At 77.2% G+C, this 17,183-nt stretch carries 1 protein-coding gene (only partly in view); it reads left to right on the top strand.

Going from position 1 to position 17,183, the window contains the following annotated elements:
* A protein-coding gene (locus FB388_RS25780) for a preprotein translocase subunit SecA (RefSeq protein WP_142104736.1) crosses the window boundary here: on the top strand, nt 1-17,183 show its 3' portion. The gene continues 12,325 nt to the left of window position 1, outside the view; 17,183 of the gene's 29,508 nt are visible here — the last part of the coding sequence; its start codon lies beyond the left edge, outside the window; it ends in the stop codon at nt 17,181-17,183.

The raw sequence follows: 17,183 nt of genomic DNA, 5'->3' as shown, positions 1-17,183 counted from the left end.
GCGGCGCGCCACAGGCCACGCAACCCGGACCGGGCGCCCGCACCCACGTCGACGCCGACGGCGGCACCGCCGAGCCGTCCCCGGCCGGCGGGACGCGCAAGCACGACGGCAAGCGGCGCAGCGGCGACCCGCCGCGCTCGGCGGGCGAGAACACCACACCCCTCGGCAAGTCGGCACGGACGGCCGGCGAGGTGCCGGAGCGGCCCACTGGCGCGGAGGCACCCAACCGCAGGCAGCTGAGGAGGGAACTGGCCGCGGCCCAGCGTGAGCTGGCCGAGGCCGAGCAGGTCCGCGGCGAGCGCCTCGCGAGGCTCGACGCGGCCGTACGGGACACGGTCGACCGCGGCTACCGGCGTGAGCTGCTGGACGCCCGCGACCGGCTGCTGGACCGCGACCCCGCGGTCACGGCCGCGCGCGAGCGGGTCCGGGAGGCCCAGCACGAGCTGGCGAACGAGCGCGCGCTGCGTGGCGTGCGCAAGAAGATCAACCAGATCAAGGAGGTGTGGTCCGGGCTCGATCACGACGGGTACACGGCGCTGCGTGCGCGCGCCCTCGAAGGGGAGCGGCTCTCGCAGGCCGAGCACTTCGCCTTGATCGCCGAGGAGATCCGACTCACCCACGGCAAGCGACTGCACGACGTGCAGCTGGCCGGCGCGATCGCGCTGGACCGCGGCGCGTCGGGTGCGCTGCGGTACCTGACCCTCCGAGGGAAGCTGCGGGGCAGCGTCGTCCAGATGCTGACCGGCGAGGGCAAGACCCTGACCGGCATGCTCCCGGCGCTGAGACGCGCCTACCGGACGCGCGGCGGCGGGGTGCACGTCCTGACCAGCAGCGTCCAGCTGGCGAAGGAGACCGCGGGTGCCTACGCGCCGGTGGCGGAATCGCTCGGACTCACGGTCGGGCGGCTCCGCGGGCACGGCGAGCCGGTTCACCTGCGCAAGGCGGCCTACGAGGCCGACGTCACGATCGGTTCGGCGAGCGACTTCCTGTTCGACCTGCTCGACGACGGGCAGCGGCCCTCTGGTGCCCGGGTGCAGCGCGGGCACGAGTACGCCCTCGTCGACGAGGCGGACATGATCCTCCTCGACTGGGGCGGCAGCCCGCACCGGCTCGCGGAGGCGGTGGCCGGGCACGTCCGGTACGCCGAGCTGGCATGGGCGCGGGACATCGCGGCCGGTCTGCGCTCCGGCGAGTTCCGGGCGAGGGCAGGCGAGCCCGTGACGATCAGCGCCGCGCAGGCGCGCCTGATCGGCAGGCGCCTCGGCCACCCGCTGGCCGAGCAGCAGGTGCGCGACCTGGTGAACGCCAAGCGGGCCGAGCGGCTGTACGCCGGCGTCCACTACAAGATCGCCGACCGCGCGCGCGTGGAGATCCTCGACAACCCGAACGGCCGCGCCCTTGACGGGCAGCGCTGGAGCGAGGGCCTGCACGAGGCGATCGAGGCCAAGCACCGGCTGCCGATCGGGCGGCCGCAGCAGACCATCGCCCAGATCACCGTGCGGGACTACCTGCGGGGCTACCGCGACGTCGCCGGGATGAGCGGGACCGCGAAGCCGGCGGCGGGCCTGTTCCGCAGGCTCTACCGGATGGACGTCGTCGAGATCCCGACGCACGCGTCCAAGCGGCTCGAGGTGCGGCCGCGCGAGGTGTACGCCTCGTCCGAGGCGTGGCTGGAGGCCCTCGCCGACGGCGTGGTGGCGCGGCGGAGCAGCGCCGCCCCCGAACTGCTGATCTTCCGGACGCCCGCCGAGTCGGAGGCGTTCGCCGCGCTGCTGGGCCGGCGCGGGGTGGCGGTGCAGGTGCTCAACGCGCTGGACGGCCGCATCGGCTTCGAGGACGCCGTGATCGCCGCGGCCGGCCGGCCGCACGCCGTCACCGTCGCCACCAACATCATGGGACGCGGCACCGACGTCCTGCTCGGCGGCGGGAGGGCGTACCCGCTGGCGCGCCGGGCCGTGATCGAGGCGGGCGGCCTGCGGGTGACCGTGGCGAACCTGTTCGAGTCGCGGCGGGCCACCGACCAGGCGTTCGGGCGGGCCGCGCGCCAGGACGAGCCCGGATCGGCGGGCGAGGCGATCTCCCTCGACGACCCGATCCTCGCTCACCACGCCGACGCGGCCGCGCTGGCGCGGCTGAAGGAGGAGTTCGCCGGTCGGACGGGACGCCTCCCGGACGCGGCCGTGGCACGCCTGGTCGAGAAGGCCGTCGAGCGGGCGACGAAGGCCCAGGAGCGGCAGCTCGCCGACGCGGTGCGGGGTCGCGGCGGCCGCGAGCTCCCCGGCGTGACCAGGCAGCTCGACACGGCGGGCGTCGGCAGCGCCCGCGACATCGCGATCGAGCGCTCCGTCGCGACGATCCGCGAGCTGGAGCGCGACGTGGCCGCCGCGCGCCGAGACCTCGCCGCCGCGGGCGAACGCTTCGCGCGGGGCGGTGACCCCGCGCGCGTGACCCTGGCCTGCTCCGCGGTGTGCGGTGCCGAGACCGCGATCGCGCAGGCGCTGCGCGACCACCGCGCGCTCGTCGAGCCGGACGCGCCGACCGGCGTCGCGACGCCGGTCGCGCCCGCGAGCGCGGCCGCGGACCGCACCGCCGCCGAGCTGCTCGGGGTGCCCGACGGCGCGGTCGCGCGCGTCCACGAGCAGGTCGCCGCACGCGACTACGCGGGCGCGGTCGCGAGCCTCCAGGAGATCGCGGGCGGGGTGCAGGTCATCGGCGCGCAGACGCAGGCGTGGGGCGCCGCCGAGCACGCCGAGGTCGCCGCGGAACAGGCCGCGGCCGCTCTCGCACGGCTCGCCGACGCCGATGGTGGCCCGGTGCTGGGCGACGAGGTCGAGCGCCGCGGCCACACCGACGCGCTGGCCCGGCTGGAGGGCCTGCTGCAGAGCAGGCCCGCGGGCTCTGCCGCCGAGGTCTTCACGCGTGTGATGGGCAACGAGGCGCGCGTGCAGCTCGACCGGCTCGAGCAGGCGAACGCGCCCGCCGAGGTGATCGCCGACCTGCACCGGCTGGCGACCGCGGGGCTGATCGACGGCGCGGAGCTGCGGGACCTCGTGCGGGTCGGGCGGTGGCGCGGCCACGCGCGGCCTGCGCAGGCCATCGGTGAGTTCGCGGCACGGCACGACCTCGACTGGAGCCGGAGCACCAAGCGCAGGCTCCGGGCGGCGCTGCGGACGCTCCCCGCCGAGGCCCCGGCCGGGACGCCGGCCGTAGCCGAGCGGACCGCTCCGATCGCGCCCCTGCTCGACCCGGCTGCCGCGTGGGCCGTCCTGCCGCCGTGGCAGGTCGCGCGGTTGCTCGGCCGGCCGGTGGAGCAGGTGGTGGCCGCCGGGTGCACCGGGATGTGCGTCGTGCCCGGCCTCGGCGACCGGGTCGAGGCCGTCACCGGCCGCCGCGAGCACGGCGTGTACACCGACGGGCGCTCCGGGCTGCTCTTCGCGGACCCGGCCACGGTGGACGTGCTGCGGCAGGGCGGTGAGCTCGGGCTCGCGAGCGGCGAGGCGGGCCGGCCCGCGGCGACGGTGGACGGCGTCGTCGCCACGGTCGCGGTGGTGGCCCCGCCCGCCGGCTTCTCCCCGCTGCAACCGCGGCCGTGGGGCCGAGCACTGCGGGTGCTCGCTGCGGCTCGCGCGCTCCGCTCGGCGGTCTCGGCTGCGGACGCCGCGATCGCGGCAGCCCGGTCGGAGCAGGTCCAGGCACGTGGCCGGGCGGCCACGGCCGACGCCCAGCTGGCCGACCTGCAGCGGCGCGGCGTGCGGTGGCTCTTCGGCGACTCGGCGCCTGCGGCGGGGCAGGCCGACGCCGTGGCGCGAGCGCTGGGAATGACACCGGCGGAAGTGCGTGCGATCGCGGCCGACCCGGCCGTGCCGGTCGGCGCGCTCGTGCTGGGCCGGCCGAACGGGTCGTTCCCGCGGCGGCTGGAGCGGCTCACCGCGGCCCTCGCCGACGTGGAGGCCCGGCTGCGCGCAGCGGTCGGGCAGGTCGAGGCGGCGAACCGCGCGGTCGCCGAACGGGAGGCGCAGCGGGCTGCGACGCTGGAAGCCCCGGTGCGGACGGCGGCCGAGGGCGGGCTGCCGGTCGCGCGCATCGCCCGCATCACCGGGCTCACCCCGGACCAGGTCCGCAGGATCGTGGGGAACGGACCGACCGCGTCGGGCGGCGGGCCGGGGTCCGGCGGCGGATCGGCCCCGGACGCCACGGGGCCCGAGCGGTCGCCTGCGCCGCCGAGCGGGTCGAACGCCGGTACCGGGACGCGGGGCGCCGCGCCGAACGCGGCGACGCCGGAGCCGAGGTCGCGCGGTCCGCCGTGGTGGCAGCGGTTCGGGTCCCGCTCGACCTGGACGTTCGTACTCATGGCCGGCGCGTTGCTGGCCGAGGTGGTCGCGGTCCGCCACGGGGTGAGCGGCTCCGGCCTCATGGCGGCCGGCGTGGTGTGGTGGCCGGGCCGCCGCACGGCCGCGCGCAGCCTGCGCGAGACCGTGGCCGAGGCGCGCCGCCAGCTGGTTGAGGCCGAGCTGGCCGAGGCCCGCGTGCTGGCGGCGATCGGCCGCCACGAGCGCAGCCTCGGCGAGCGGCTGGGCTGGGTGCCTGCACTGGCCGGGCGGCTGCGCGAGCTGGGCCGTACCGAGGACGAGATCGTCGACGACCTGGCAGGCGCCCTCGGCGTGCCCCCGCTTCGGGTCCGCGCGCGCATCGCCGATCCGGCGCTGGCCGGGGAGGCGACCCTTCCGACGGGGCTGGTCGCCGCCGGCCGCTCGGCCGCCGAGCTGCTCGACGCTGCCCGCGCCGAGGTGACGACGCGCGCCGCGGCGCTGGACCGCGCGATCGAGCCGCTCGCCGAGGCGAGCCTCGACCTGGCCGCCGCCCGCAGGTTGTTCGACGACCGGGTGCAGCGCGCCGCGATCGCCGCGCGCAACGCCGGGGTCCGGGCCGGCACCGTGCGCCGGGTGACGGGCCTGGCCCGCGACCAGGTGCGGACGCTACCCGCGGACCCGCCGACCCTGGGCGACGCCGCTCGCGCCGTCGGCACGCGGATCGCCGCCGGGCGGCAGCGGGCGGTGAGCGGCTGGCACGCCGCGGGGGCCGCGGTGCAGCGTGGCGGGGCGCGGCTCGTGGGTGCGGTGGAGCGCGGCCGGCAGCGCGTCGCGACAGGCTGGCGGGCCGCGGGCGTGCTGCGCGGGCAGGTCCGCGGGGTGGCCCGGCTGCGGGCGACCGAGGGCCGGGCCGTGCGCCTGCTGCACCGGGAGCAGCGTGCGGCGCGGCGGGCGCTCACCACCGAGCAGCTGGGCTGGATCGGCTGGCTGGCGACGGTGAACGCCGCCAGGCCGGAGGCCGCGAGGCTGACCGGGGACCAGCTGGCCCAGCGCATCGCGCGGGCGCTGGGGCTCACCGAGCGCACGGCGCGCGGGCTGGTGGCCCGGGCGGCCCGGCTGGACGCCGCGAAGGTCGCGCCGCCGCGTGGCGTGCCCGCGGGCACGGAGTTCGAGCGGGCCGTCCCGGCGGTCGCCGTCCGGTTCGCGGAGGCGTTCCCGGCGCTCGCGGGCGCCCGCGCGGCGCGGACGGCCGCGGGGCGCGCCCTGAACGCCGGGCGCCTGGACGCGATCGATGCGGCGGTCGCCGCCGGGTCGGCGGCCGCCCGCGCGAACCGGAGGGTGGAGCGGGCCGCCCGGGGCCGGGGATGGGCCGGCCTGCGCACCCGGTTCGTCGCGGCGCTCGGCATGGACGTGCCGGTGGCCGAACGGAACCGGCGGCGCGTGGCCCGCGTGGCCGGGTTCGTGGTCGGGGTCGGCGCCGGCGCGTGGGGCGGGACGCAGCTGGGCCTCGTCGGAGCGGGCGTGATCATCGGACCGGTCGGCCTGGTGATGGCGGCGGCCGGGGTGGTGGCGGCGGTCCGCGCGGTCTGGACGCCGCGGCAGACCCGCGGCCCGCCGTGGGAGGCGTTCGCCCGCGGGCTGCGCACCAACGGGGCGCGGATCGGGCTGTGGCTGGGCGGCGGCCTCGCCGCCGGGCTGAGCCCGGCCGTGTGGGGGCTGGTCGAGCACGCGTGGACGGTGCTGTGGCCGCTGTTCGCCCTGCAGCCAGGGCTGCGCGGGGTCAAGGCGCTGCTCGTGCCGCTGGTCTCGGCCGGGCTGGTCCACCGCTACGTGCTGCGGCGCCAGTACGCCAACCAGGCCTCCGGGATGCAGACCCGCCCGCGGCGCGACGCGATCCGGTCGGCGGTGTTCGCCTACGTGTTCACCGCGGCGTTGGGCCTGACCCGCGTCTTCGCCCCGGTCACGCTGCCGTGGTGGGTGGTCCCGGTCGTGGTGGCGGTCGGGGCGGGCGTCGCGGCGGCGATCGTGCAGAAGAAGGACCTCGGTCGCACCCGCGTGATCAAGTCGCTGATCACCGGAACGCTGTCGGCAGGCGTGTACTTCGTGATCAGCGCACTGGCGGCGGGCCTGAACCCGGGCGCGCTGCGGGAGCTGTTCAGCGCGATCGCGGTGGCCGCTCTGGTCTACGCGTCGCCGACGATCATCGCCGAGTACGTCAACGTGTGGGTCGGCAAGATCATGGCGCCGATCAAGAAGCGCACGGCGAAGAAGCTGGAGCGCAGGGCCGCCGCCCCGAACGCGTCGCAGAAGATCGCGGACCGGCAGCGCAAGGCGCTCATCGCCTGGCTGGACTACAAGAACTTCTCCCCGGTGGACACGCGGCTGCTGTGGCGCAAGGCGATGGACCCGGTGCTCGCGGGCCTGGCGGCCGTGACGATCAACCTGTCGTGGGTGAGCAAGGCGTGGGTGGACGCCAACGACTCGCTCCCCGCGGTGCTCACCCGTTTCGTCGTGGCGGCGGCGTCGGTCTGGCTGGTCGGGAAGCTGCTCCGCGACCCCGACGAGCAGCGGGCCGGCTACTACGGCTACCGGGGCTCCCGTGATGTGCGGTCCCCGGACCGGCCGACGCGATGGCTGTGGTGGCGGGGCGACCGGCTGCATCGGCGGGCCGTCGCGCACCGCGAGGAGCTCGACGCGCTGCTCGGCCTGAACGGGCTGACCGGCGCGCTGGACCGCGACCTCGCGGAGCGGCTCGCCGAGCGCATGTGGCAGCGGATCTCCGCCGACCTCCCGGAGCCGCTCGACGAGTGGGACGCGCTCCCGGACACCCCGGAGATCCGCCACGCGCTGGCCCGCGAGCGGGGGGCCGCAGCGGGTCGCAGGCGCCACCACGTCGACACGACGGCGCTGCTGGTGCCGATCCTGGCCTCCGACCCGGCAGCGCTCGGCCGGGTCGCGCACGCGCTGCGCGCTGCCGGGCGGGCGGGCGACGCCGAGGTCGTCGAGTTCCAGCTGATGCTGGGCCAGGCGCTCTGGACCCGCTCCGGCATGGGGCCGGAGGGGGCCTGGAGCCGGGTCTGGGCGGAGCGGTTGGCCGAGGAGCTGAAGGAGCGCAACCGGCTGCGGGCCGAGTACCTGGCCGGGCCGCGGAGGGCGCTCCTGGAGGAGATCAAGCAGTACTACCTGGACCGGAACCAGCCTCGCCACCCCAATGTCAAGCGGGCGCGGGCCGCGCTGCGGGCGCTGGAGTTCGAGCTGAGAGGCATGTCCAAGCCGCGCAGCCAGCCGTTCGAGGCGGCCGCCCAGCTGGCCGAGCAGCGCCATCGCAGCGTGACCGGTGCCGTCCGCGACGAGCAGCAGGCGCTGGCGGACCGGCACCCCGGCGCGTCGGGGCGGCGGCGGGACGAGCAGCGGGAGCTCGCCGCCGGCATGCGGGTCCTGCGTTCGGCGGCGCTGCTCGGCATCGAGGTCGAGCTCAGCAGGACGCACCGCGAGTGGAACCGGCGGCGCTGGACCGACGCGATGGCCCGCGCCGTCCGGACCACCCCGAACGCCGTGCCGGCGAGCCTGCTGGAGCGACTGCTGGTGATCGCCGGGCGCCGCGAGCCCGTCACGGCCGCCCAGCTGGCCGCGCAGTACGGCGGTACCGGCTGGGACGAGGCGCTCGCCGCTCTCGCCGAGCTGGGTGCGCTGCGCGGTGACCGGGAGAGCGGCTACCGGGCCGACGCGAAGCTCGCCGCCCAGTGGCGGGCCGCCGGTCCGCGGCTGCGCCACGCGATGCGCGCCGACCCGCTGGCGCTGCCCGGCGGCGGCGAGCTCACCCCGCTCACGGTGCGGCAGCCCGCGGCAGGCGGCCGTACCCGCTCCGAGAAGGACGCCTACGCCGCCCTGCGCGACCTGCTGCGCGCCGGTGACCTCGCGTTCCGCCACTGGCGCGACGGATGGGTCGACGACGCCGGCATCCAGTGGCGCCGCCTCACCGCTCTCGGCTACCGCCTTCGGCACTCGGCCGGAAGCCTGAACTGGCCGTTGTCCGCCGACCACCCCGCCGCGCCGGTCCGGTTCGCCGGACGCGTCCGTGACGGCGTGACGGCCCGCTGGCGGCACGCCGTGACCCCCGGCCGGGAGCGACGCAGGCTGCTGGTCCTCGTGCGGGCCGCCGACCGGGCCGCCCGGCTGTACCACAGGGCTCTGCGCGCGGCCGAGTTCCGCACCGACCAGCGCTCCGACCGGGCTCTGCCTCCCGACGCGATCGCGCTGCTGCACGCGGCCCGCGCCGCGCAGGTCGAGGCGTACGGCGCGCTCATCGAGGCCCACGAGGAGGCCGCCGCCGCGCTCGGTGCCGTCGGGTCCTACCCGCACCAGATCGACCGGACGCTCTCCGCGGCCGAGGCGGCCCGCCCGTACGCACCCGGCTCCGACCCGCACCCGCCCACCGCGGAGTTCTGGCTGCGCGAGGTCGCCAAGGAGCTCGACGCCGCCCGCAAGCGCCTCGACGGCCTGCACCCCGGCCCCGAGCGGGACGAAGCGCTGGCCGAGGCCCGGCTGTCCCTGGAGCGCTACACGATCGACCGCGACTACGCGTGGGAGACCGCGCTCTTCCGCACCGGCGGCGGCTGGTCGGTGATGGAGACCGCCCGCATCGCGGCGAAGAACCTGCGCGCCGCGCACCCGGACCTCTTCCGGAAGGCCGCCACGCCCGCCCCGGGCGACGAGCCGGTGATCCCGCACCACGACCGGATCGAGCAGCCGTACGGCGACGACGCCCGCTCCGGCGACGGCATGGCGGCCGCCACCCGCCGCGGCCAGGGCAACCGCACCAACCAGGACGCCGCCACCCTCGTGAGCCTCCCGAACGGGGATCGGGTCGCGCTGGTCGTCGACGGCGTGTTCAGCTACCCCGCCTCCCGGCTCGCCGCCCACCTGTTCGCCATGGCGTTCCACGGCGAGATCGCCCGCGCCGACCGGGCCGGCCGCACCCCGCAGCAGGCCCTGTACGACGCCCACGACGCGGGCCTCGCGGCGCTGGCCGCGCACTACCGCCCGGAGACCGGCCACGGAGCGGTGGCGTACGCCGCCGGGTACCACGGCGCCGACGGCACGATCACGCTGTCGCACACCGGCACGTCCCGCGCCTACTACCTGCCGCTCGACCCGAGCCTGAGCGGCGCGGTGCTGACCGCCGACGACTCCCGGGGCGGGTCGATCACCGATGGCGGGATCATGACCCGCTGGGCGGCGAGCGACTTCCGGCCCGACCCGACCGTCACCCGGTTCACCCCGGACGTGCCCGGCCTGCTGGTGCTGGTCACGGACGGCCTGTGGCGGTACCTGCCCGCTGCGGGCGACCTCGCGGGTGCGCTCGACGCCGGCGCCTACGCCCGGCCGGTCGCGGCCGCGATGCGGCTCGCCGACGCCGCACGCGCTGCGGGCGGTATCGACGACCTCACCGTCGCGGTGGTGGCGGGGCCCGGAGGCGCCGGTTCCACCACGGGCCCCTTGCCCGGTGCGCCGCCGTCGACGCCGGCCAGGGGGCTGTCGCAGGCGGAGCGCGGTCGGTGGGCCGACCGCCTGGAGGCGGTGGTCGCCGAGCTTCCCGACGGCTTCGACCGGCAGTCGCTGCTGATGGACATCTGGCTCATCGAGGCGGCGAACCTGCTGCGCGGCGAGTGGGACCCGGCGTGGCCGCGTCCGCCGCCGATCGTGGTCCACCAGGGGAGGGGCACCGCCCACGCCTCGGTGGACGGCACCCTGCACATCGTCGCGAGGGACCAGCTCGACGTGGTCCCGGCGCTGGTGGAGACGGTCTTCGCCGGATGGTGGGGGTTCAGCCCGGCCCAGGCCGGGGTGCTCGCCGCGCTGGTCCGGCGCGCGCTGCCCGGCGCCCGGCAGGCGGTAGCGGCCGACGAGCGGACCCGGCGCAGGCTGGCGGAGCTGTTCGCCGACCGGTCCGACTGGCGTGCGCTGGCACTGGAGTGGGCGGACGACCCCGCCGTCGCCGCCGCGGCGCGGCTCGCCGCCGTTCCGCTGTCGGGCCCGGACGCGGGGCCGACGGGGGTCGCGGCGCCGCGGCCGAACCTGCGACCGGAGAACTACCCGGTGGAGGCGCGGCTGGCGGCCGAGTACGGCGTGACGCCGGTGCGCGCCGACAGCGCGGAGCTGGCCGCGCTCGTGCAGGTGCAGCCGCAGGTCAAGGGCGTGCTCACGCTCGGAGGCGCGATCCGGGTCGTCCCGCAGACGCTGCCCGGGCGCGGCGGCCCGGACCCGGAGTTCAGCCACGCCGTCGCGGCGTCGGGGAACGACGTGCAGCTGGCCTTCACCGCGTGGCTGGCGCTCCACGAGGGCCGCGTCGTCGTCGAGCGCATCACGGCGCACAGCGGGCACTACAACGCCGGCAACACCGACGAGCAGAACCGGGAGATCGTCGCGGCCGCGCACCGCGCGTTCGCGAGCCACGGCATCGGCGCCGGCCCGCACGGCGGCGCGGTCGCGATGGGCGGCCTGGACGGCGGCGCGCGGGACCGGATCATCGGGCGACTGCCCGGCGCCCTGCCGGACGCCCGCCCGCTGTCCGGCGCGGAGTTCCCGAACCTCGCGCGGGGCCCACCGGATGCCGTGCGGCTCGTGCGGGTCACCGGCGCCGACCTCGGGGACGGCGGCTCGCTGGTCGCGTTCGGCTGGCGCGACCCCCGGCACGCCCCGGACGGCGTGATCGTGGTGCCGGAGCGGGTGGCGCGGCTCGTCGAGGGCCTCGTCGCGGCCGATGCGTCGTTCGCCCGCTGGTGGGCGCGGCTGCTGCGCCACGAGCTCGACTTCCACATCGACGGCGCCGAGCACACCGGTCACCGCCACGACCGCCACGCCGCCCGACTGGCCGCTGAGCTGTCGCGCGCGGTGCTCCGGGACGACCTCGTCGGTCCGGTCCGGCTGGAGCTCGACCGCGCCGAGGACCACCTCGGTGGGGCGCGCCACCGCGTGTACGTGGGCGACGAGCTGGTCGGCTACCACAAGCCGGCGCGGCGGTGGCGGTGGTGGGGCCACGAGGAGCCGGTGCGGGAGATCGCCGCCTACATCGTGGCCGAGGAGCTGGGCTGGGCGGACCTGGTGGCGGCCTCCGTGGAGTGGCGCGGCCCGGCAGGTCGCGGCTCGCTGCAGCGGTGGCTGCACGGCGCCGATCCCGTCCGGCGGCGAGCAGCCGACGACCTGGACGAGCGGGACCGCCTGCGCGCGGGCGTCTTCGACTACGTGATCGCGAACCTCGACCGCGGCGGACCGCACGGCCACCCCAACTACCTGGTCTTCGGCCGGTCGCTGCGGCTCATCGACAACGGTGCCGCGTTCCCCGCGCGGGGCCACCGGCGCCCGTACCCGATGTCGACGCCGTTCACAGCGGCCCTGGCGCACGGTGGGGAGCCGCTGACCGCGGAGCTGCTCGCAGACGTCCACGCCGTCGACCTGGCCCGTCTGGCGAAGCGGCTGCGCGCCGCCGGGCTCCCGCGGCGGGAGGTCCGGCTCACCGTGGCCCGCATCCACGCGGTGCGCGGCGCGGGTGGCGTCACGGTCGCGATGTTCGACGCACTGTGGAACGAGCCGTGGACGATGCCGCGGCCGGCTGCGGCGGCCATGCTGCCGGTGCCGATGCTGGACGGTGGCGCGTTCTGGCCGGTCGTGCTGGTGGCCACCGTTGTGATCGCGGTGCTCGCGGGCCGGTGGGTGATCAGGGCGCTGTCCGGTGCGCGGACCACGAGGGCGCCGACGGCCGACGAGCCCCTGCACCGCACGAAGCGAGTGCGTCCCTTCGGGACCACGGCAACGGCGGTCCGTGCCGCAGCGGAGGCACTGCGAGACGTCGACGGGGTGCGCGGACTGCACCGGCGCGCGTGGTGGTCGGCGTGGACGCTCGTGAACTCGGCGCTGGGCGGGGCGGACATACCCACGCTCCCGCTGGCCGCGGTCACGGGCCGCGGCGGGCGGCTGGAGCTCACGCTGTTCGACGGGACCGAGGCGTTCGCCCGGGAGCTGGAGTGGGAGGCGCGGGACGCCGGGCAGTCGCTGCCGGAGCCGCTGCGGGCGGCCATCGAGATGGCCGTGGCAACGGCGGTGGTCAACCACCTCGCGCTCGGCGGCACCGCCCGGGCCGCACAGATCGCCGCGGACGCCTACCCGGTGGTCCTCTCGCGGTTCCCCCCGCCGATGCGCTCGGCCGTCGCGGTGCTGATCGGGCAGCGCACCCATGCCGCCGTCGCCGCGGCGCTCGGCGCCCCGTACGCCCACGCGCGCAGCGGGCCGGCCGCCACGGCGCGGACCTGGCCGCGGCCGTGGCGCTGGCCGGCCGCGTTCGACCGCGAGATCGCGGACGCCGACGGCTGGATGCACGCCCGCCGCATGCCTGCGCCGCTGCCTGCGGTCCGGACGGGCGGCGAGCCGCTCGGCATCGCGGCGGGGATCGGGGCGCGCTACGCCGCCATCAACGCCCCGGTCACCCGCGAGCTCGACGCGGCCGAGCTGCGCTCATGGGCCGGGCTGGACCCGGGCAGCGCCGTCCCGGACGGCCTGACCGCCCTCGACGGTTACCTCGACCACCTCGCGTGGGAGAACGGGCTGCGCGAGGGGCCGACCGTGTCCGACCTCGTGGTGGTGGCGCTCGGTGGCCGGCTGGTGCTCGACACGGAGGTGTTCGCCCTGCTCGACGCCGCCGGCGTCGCGGTGCGCCGAGCGGTGGTCGAGGCGGTGCTCGGGGGCGGGCGGCTGCCCGCTCACGCGCTGTCGGCCCTGGACGGCGCCGGGCCGTTCACCCCGGAGCGGCAGCGGGACCGGAAGCTGCTCGCCGCCGTGCGCCGGATGGGCAACCCGCCGGAGCTGGACGCGCTGTGGATGGTCATCGGGATGGTCGGGGTCCGGGAGGGCGACCGCGGCGGATGGGGGTTCCGGCCCGACGCGCTGGCCGCGATCGTCGACGCGCATCCATGGCTCCGCGTCACCGACGGGCGGGTGTGGGCGCTGGACCCGGCGATCCGTCGTGCCGGCTTCACCGGGTTCGTCCACCCGGAAGGCGGGCCCGCGCTCGGCGTGGCCGGTCCACGGGGCCGGCTGGGCATCCGCAGCCGGGGCCTCGCGGAGCTGCGGGAGTCCCTGCCGGACGCGCTCACCCGGTTCCGCGGTGCCGCCCGCTGGTGGGCGGCACCCGCCCCGCGAGAGCATCTCGCCCCCGCCGAACCCTTCTTCGAGCTGCTCGCCACCGCGTGGCAGCACGCAGCAGGCGAACCCGAGCGGGTCGCCGACCGGCTGCGGCGCTGGCACGTGCGGCTCCCCGAGCAGTGGTCGGCGGCCTTCCCCCACGGCCTGAGCCTCACCACGTGGCTCGACGAGGATGGGCAGCACTGGCTGGACAACCTCCAGCCGGCCGGCCCGGGCCGGCCAGCCGCGCCGCCGGTGTCCGCGACGGTCGCGGTGCGCGGGCCCGACGGCACGATCGTCGGCAGCGGCGTGCGCGTCGGCGAGCGCTCCGTGGCCACCGTCCTGCACGTCGCCGACGCCGGCGTGAGCCCGCTGGTCGTCGGCGATCCCGAGCGGGGCACCCGCGAGGTGACGGCGACGATGCGGCTCACCCTCGACGACTTCGCCCGCCATCCCCGCCTCGCGCGTGCGGCCACCCGCCACGACGGCACCGTCGACTTCGCGCTGCTGATCGTCGACGGTCTCGACGACCTCCACGGACCCGGTGCCGGGCCCTCGATCGCCCCGCTCGCCACCGAGGCGCCCGTGGACGGGGCCGAGATCGTCATCGCCGGCTACCCGGCGGGGGAGTGGTGGGTCACCGCCGGAACCGCCTGGGACGAGGGGCGCGCGGTCAACGCGATCGTTGTGGGTGGCAACTCCGGCGGGCCCGGGTTCGTCGACGGGCGGCTCGTCGGCCTCGCCCAGGCGAGCCGCCCGCTCGTCGGCCACCTGTTCGGCCCGCCCGCCGTGCTCGCCGAGGCGATCGAGCTGGCCACCGCGAAGGCCGCGGAGCTCGGACTCGGTGGCGGCGTGTCCGAGCACCCGCTCACCGACGCGCAGCGGTCGGACGTCGTGGCGGCGCTGCGCGCAGGCGAGGACCGGATGACGCCCCTCGAGGAGCTGTCGCTCGCGATGCCGCGGGCCCCGCCGGGCCTGGTGCGGATCTGGGACGGCGACTTCCCGGTGCGGGGCGTGCTCGCGTTCGGCTGGGCCGGCCCCGGCATCGTGGTGATCACCAGGACGGTCGCCGAGCAGATCGCCGCGCGCTACGCGCTCGACCCCGACGCCGTCCAGGAGTGGTGGGACCGCCTGCTCTCCCACGAGCTGGAGTTCCACCTCGGTGAGCACCCGGAACACACCGGGATCCGGCACGACGCGGACGCGGGCCCCATCGCCGCCGCCTGGTTCGGCGGGAGCGCACCCACCCGGTCGGGCGGGTTGCGCAAGCCGCACGGCAGCGAGCTGGAGGCGTGGTGGCACGGCAGTCTGCTCACCGGCGATGAGATGGCACCCGCCGCGCGGGCGGAGCTCGCGGACCGGTTGGAGCGGCGGCTGGAGCGGACCACCCCGCCCGCGTCCGCCACCGAGCAGGCGCAGGTGCTGCGCGAGATGGTGCTGGCCACGATCCGCCTGCTGCGCGGCGAGCCGATGGGGGAGCGCCGGCGCGCGACGGTGTCCGTGCGGCTGAACCGGCTCGCCGACGTGTCACCCGGGGTGCTGATCGACCCGGTCCTCGGGCTGGCCGCCGATGCGGGGCACGCGGAGCACGACGGCGTGGTCGATGTCTACGCCCGTGACGAGGTGGGCCTGCTGCACGAGGTCGTCAAGGCGGCGCTGGCACCGGTCGCCGGGTTCGACGCGGCGCAGGCCCACGTGCTCGCCGTGCTGGTCGAGCGCCTCGTGGACGGACCGGACCACCCGCGTGAGCCGTGGAAGCCGCGCCCCGGATGGCTGTCCGCGCGCGCCCAGCGCGAGCTGCGCGAGCTGGCGGTGCGCAACCCGGCGGCCCGGGTCCTGCTCGTGTGGGACGTCCAGCGGGTCAGGGCCGAGATCGCGGCGCGGTTCGCGGACGCGCCCGAGTGGCGGGCCCTCGCCCTGCGCTACGCCGAGGAGTTCCACCACGCGGCGATCGAGGAAGCGCGGTTGCCAGACCTGGGCGAGACCGAGCTGCGCGCCGAGTACGACTCGGCGCTCGCCGGGCTGCACCAGCTCGCCGCGGGGCAGAAGCGGTGGCTCCGCGCCCTGCGCGCGGCGGAACGCGCCGCCGGCGGCCCGCGCCGCTGGGAGATCGAGGTCGAGCTGCGCTACCTGCGGTCGGCCACCGAACGGGCCGCGGTGTGGCCGACCGACGTCGAGCTGGTCTACCTGGCGGTCCGCAACGTCACCTGGGCCCGGCACACGGCGGCACCGGAGCTCGCGCGGCTCCGCGAGCTGGGCACCGACGCCCTGATCGGCACGGCGTCGGCGGACCTCGCCCCGCTGCTGCACCCGGACACGCAGTACGGCGGCGAGCACCGCCTGGTCCGCGTCGAGGCGCCCGCCGACCGCGGGCCGCTCGCGCTGGCCGCGCCCACGAAGCCGGCCGAGCGGGCGACGCCGGCTCCGGTGCCGCCGGCAGAAGGCGTGGGTTGGGTGGGCATGCGGGCCCTGCACCCGCACGTGTTCGCCGCGGATCGGCTCGCCCTGCGGTCCCCGTTCGCGACCGACGAGAACGCGTCCCTCGCCGGTGCCGTCGAGCTGGACCAGGCCACCCGGGACGAGTGGGCCGCCCGCCTGGAGGCACCGGTGCGCGCGCCGGACGGGTTCGAGCAGGAGTTCGCGACGCTCCGCGGCTACCGGGACCACACGGCCGGCCTGCTGCGGAACCGGCCGCTCGGGACCGACCGGCCACTGCCGCCGGTGCGGTTCCACCTGCTGGCCGCCCCGATCGCCGACCAGCTCGGCCGCGAGGTGGACGCCATCGCCCGCACCGAGGGCGGGACGCTGGTGGTGTACGCGGCCGACCCGCTCGGGGCGTTGCACGCGCTCACCGAGGCGTTGTTCGCCGTGCAGGACGGCTTCGCGGGCGAGCAGCGCTGGGTCGTGGCCGAGCTGGCCGAACGCGCGGCCGGCCCGCAGAAGGTCGCCTTCCCGAAGCGGTACCGGGAACGCGGCTGGCTGAGCGACCGCGCGGTCGCCGAGCTGCGCGAACGCGACTGGGCCGATGCGTGGCGGCTCGTCGGCGACCACCCGGCGGAACGGGACCGGGTCGTCGCGCTGTTCGCGAACCGCCCGGGGTGGGCGCGGCTGGCGGGCCGCTACCTCCACCAGGGATACCTGGCCGCGCTGGCGCTGGGGCCGCCGCCCCGCATCGACGCGGACGCCGTCAAGCCCGCGTTCGAGCGCGCGAAGGCCGAGCTGGAGGCGATCCTCGGGCGGTTGCCGGGCAGGGACCGCCGGACGGCGCGCAAAGAGCTGAAGCGAACCATCCAGATCCACTGGGGCAGGGACCCGAGCCACAAGGACGTGCACCGGCACGTGCCGGGGGAGGCCGAGCGCCTCGCGGTCGCGGCCCACCTGGTCGGCGCGTCGGTCCCCGTTCCCGAGCTGATCGAGCTGGCCACGAGGCTGGTGTACTGGGCGACGGCCACACAGCCCTACGAGAACGGCTGGCACACCGAGGACCGCCACATCCCCCCTGCCGACGTCGGCGACGAGGTACGCCGCGCCGTCGCCGCCGCGTTCGCCGAACTGCTGCCCGGACCGGTGCGCGACGCGCTGGCGCTGGACCGGCGCCACGTCCACGAGGTCCGGGCGGACCTCGGGGGGCAGGCGGCGCGGCTCCTCAGCGAGATGGTCGAGGGTCCGGACGGGGACGAGGCCGAGCTGCGGTAG

The organism is Pseudonocardia cypriaca (genome assembly GCF_006717045.1).
Classification (GTDB): Bacteria; Actinomycetota; Actinomycetes; order Mycobacteriales; family Pseudonocardiaceae; genus Pseudonocardia; species Pseudonocardia cypriaca.
Note: the sequence above shows the minus strand (reverse complement) of the source record. Positions and strands in the feature narration are given on the sequence as shown.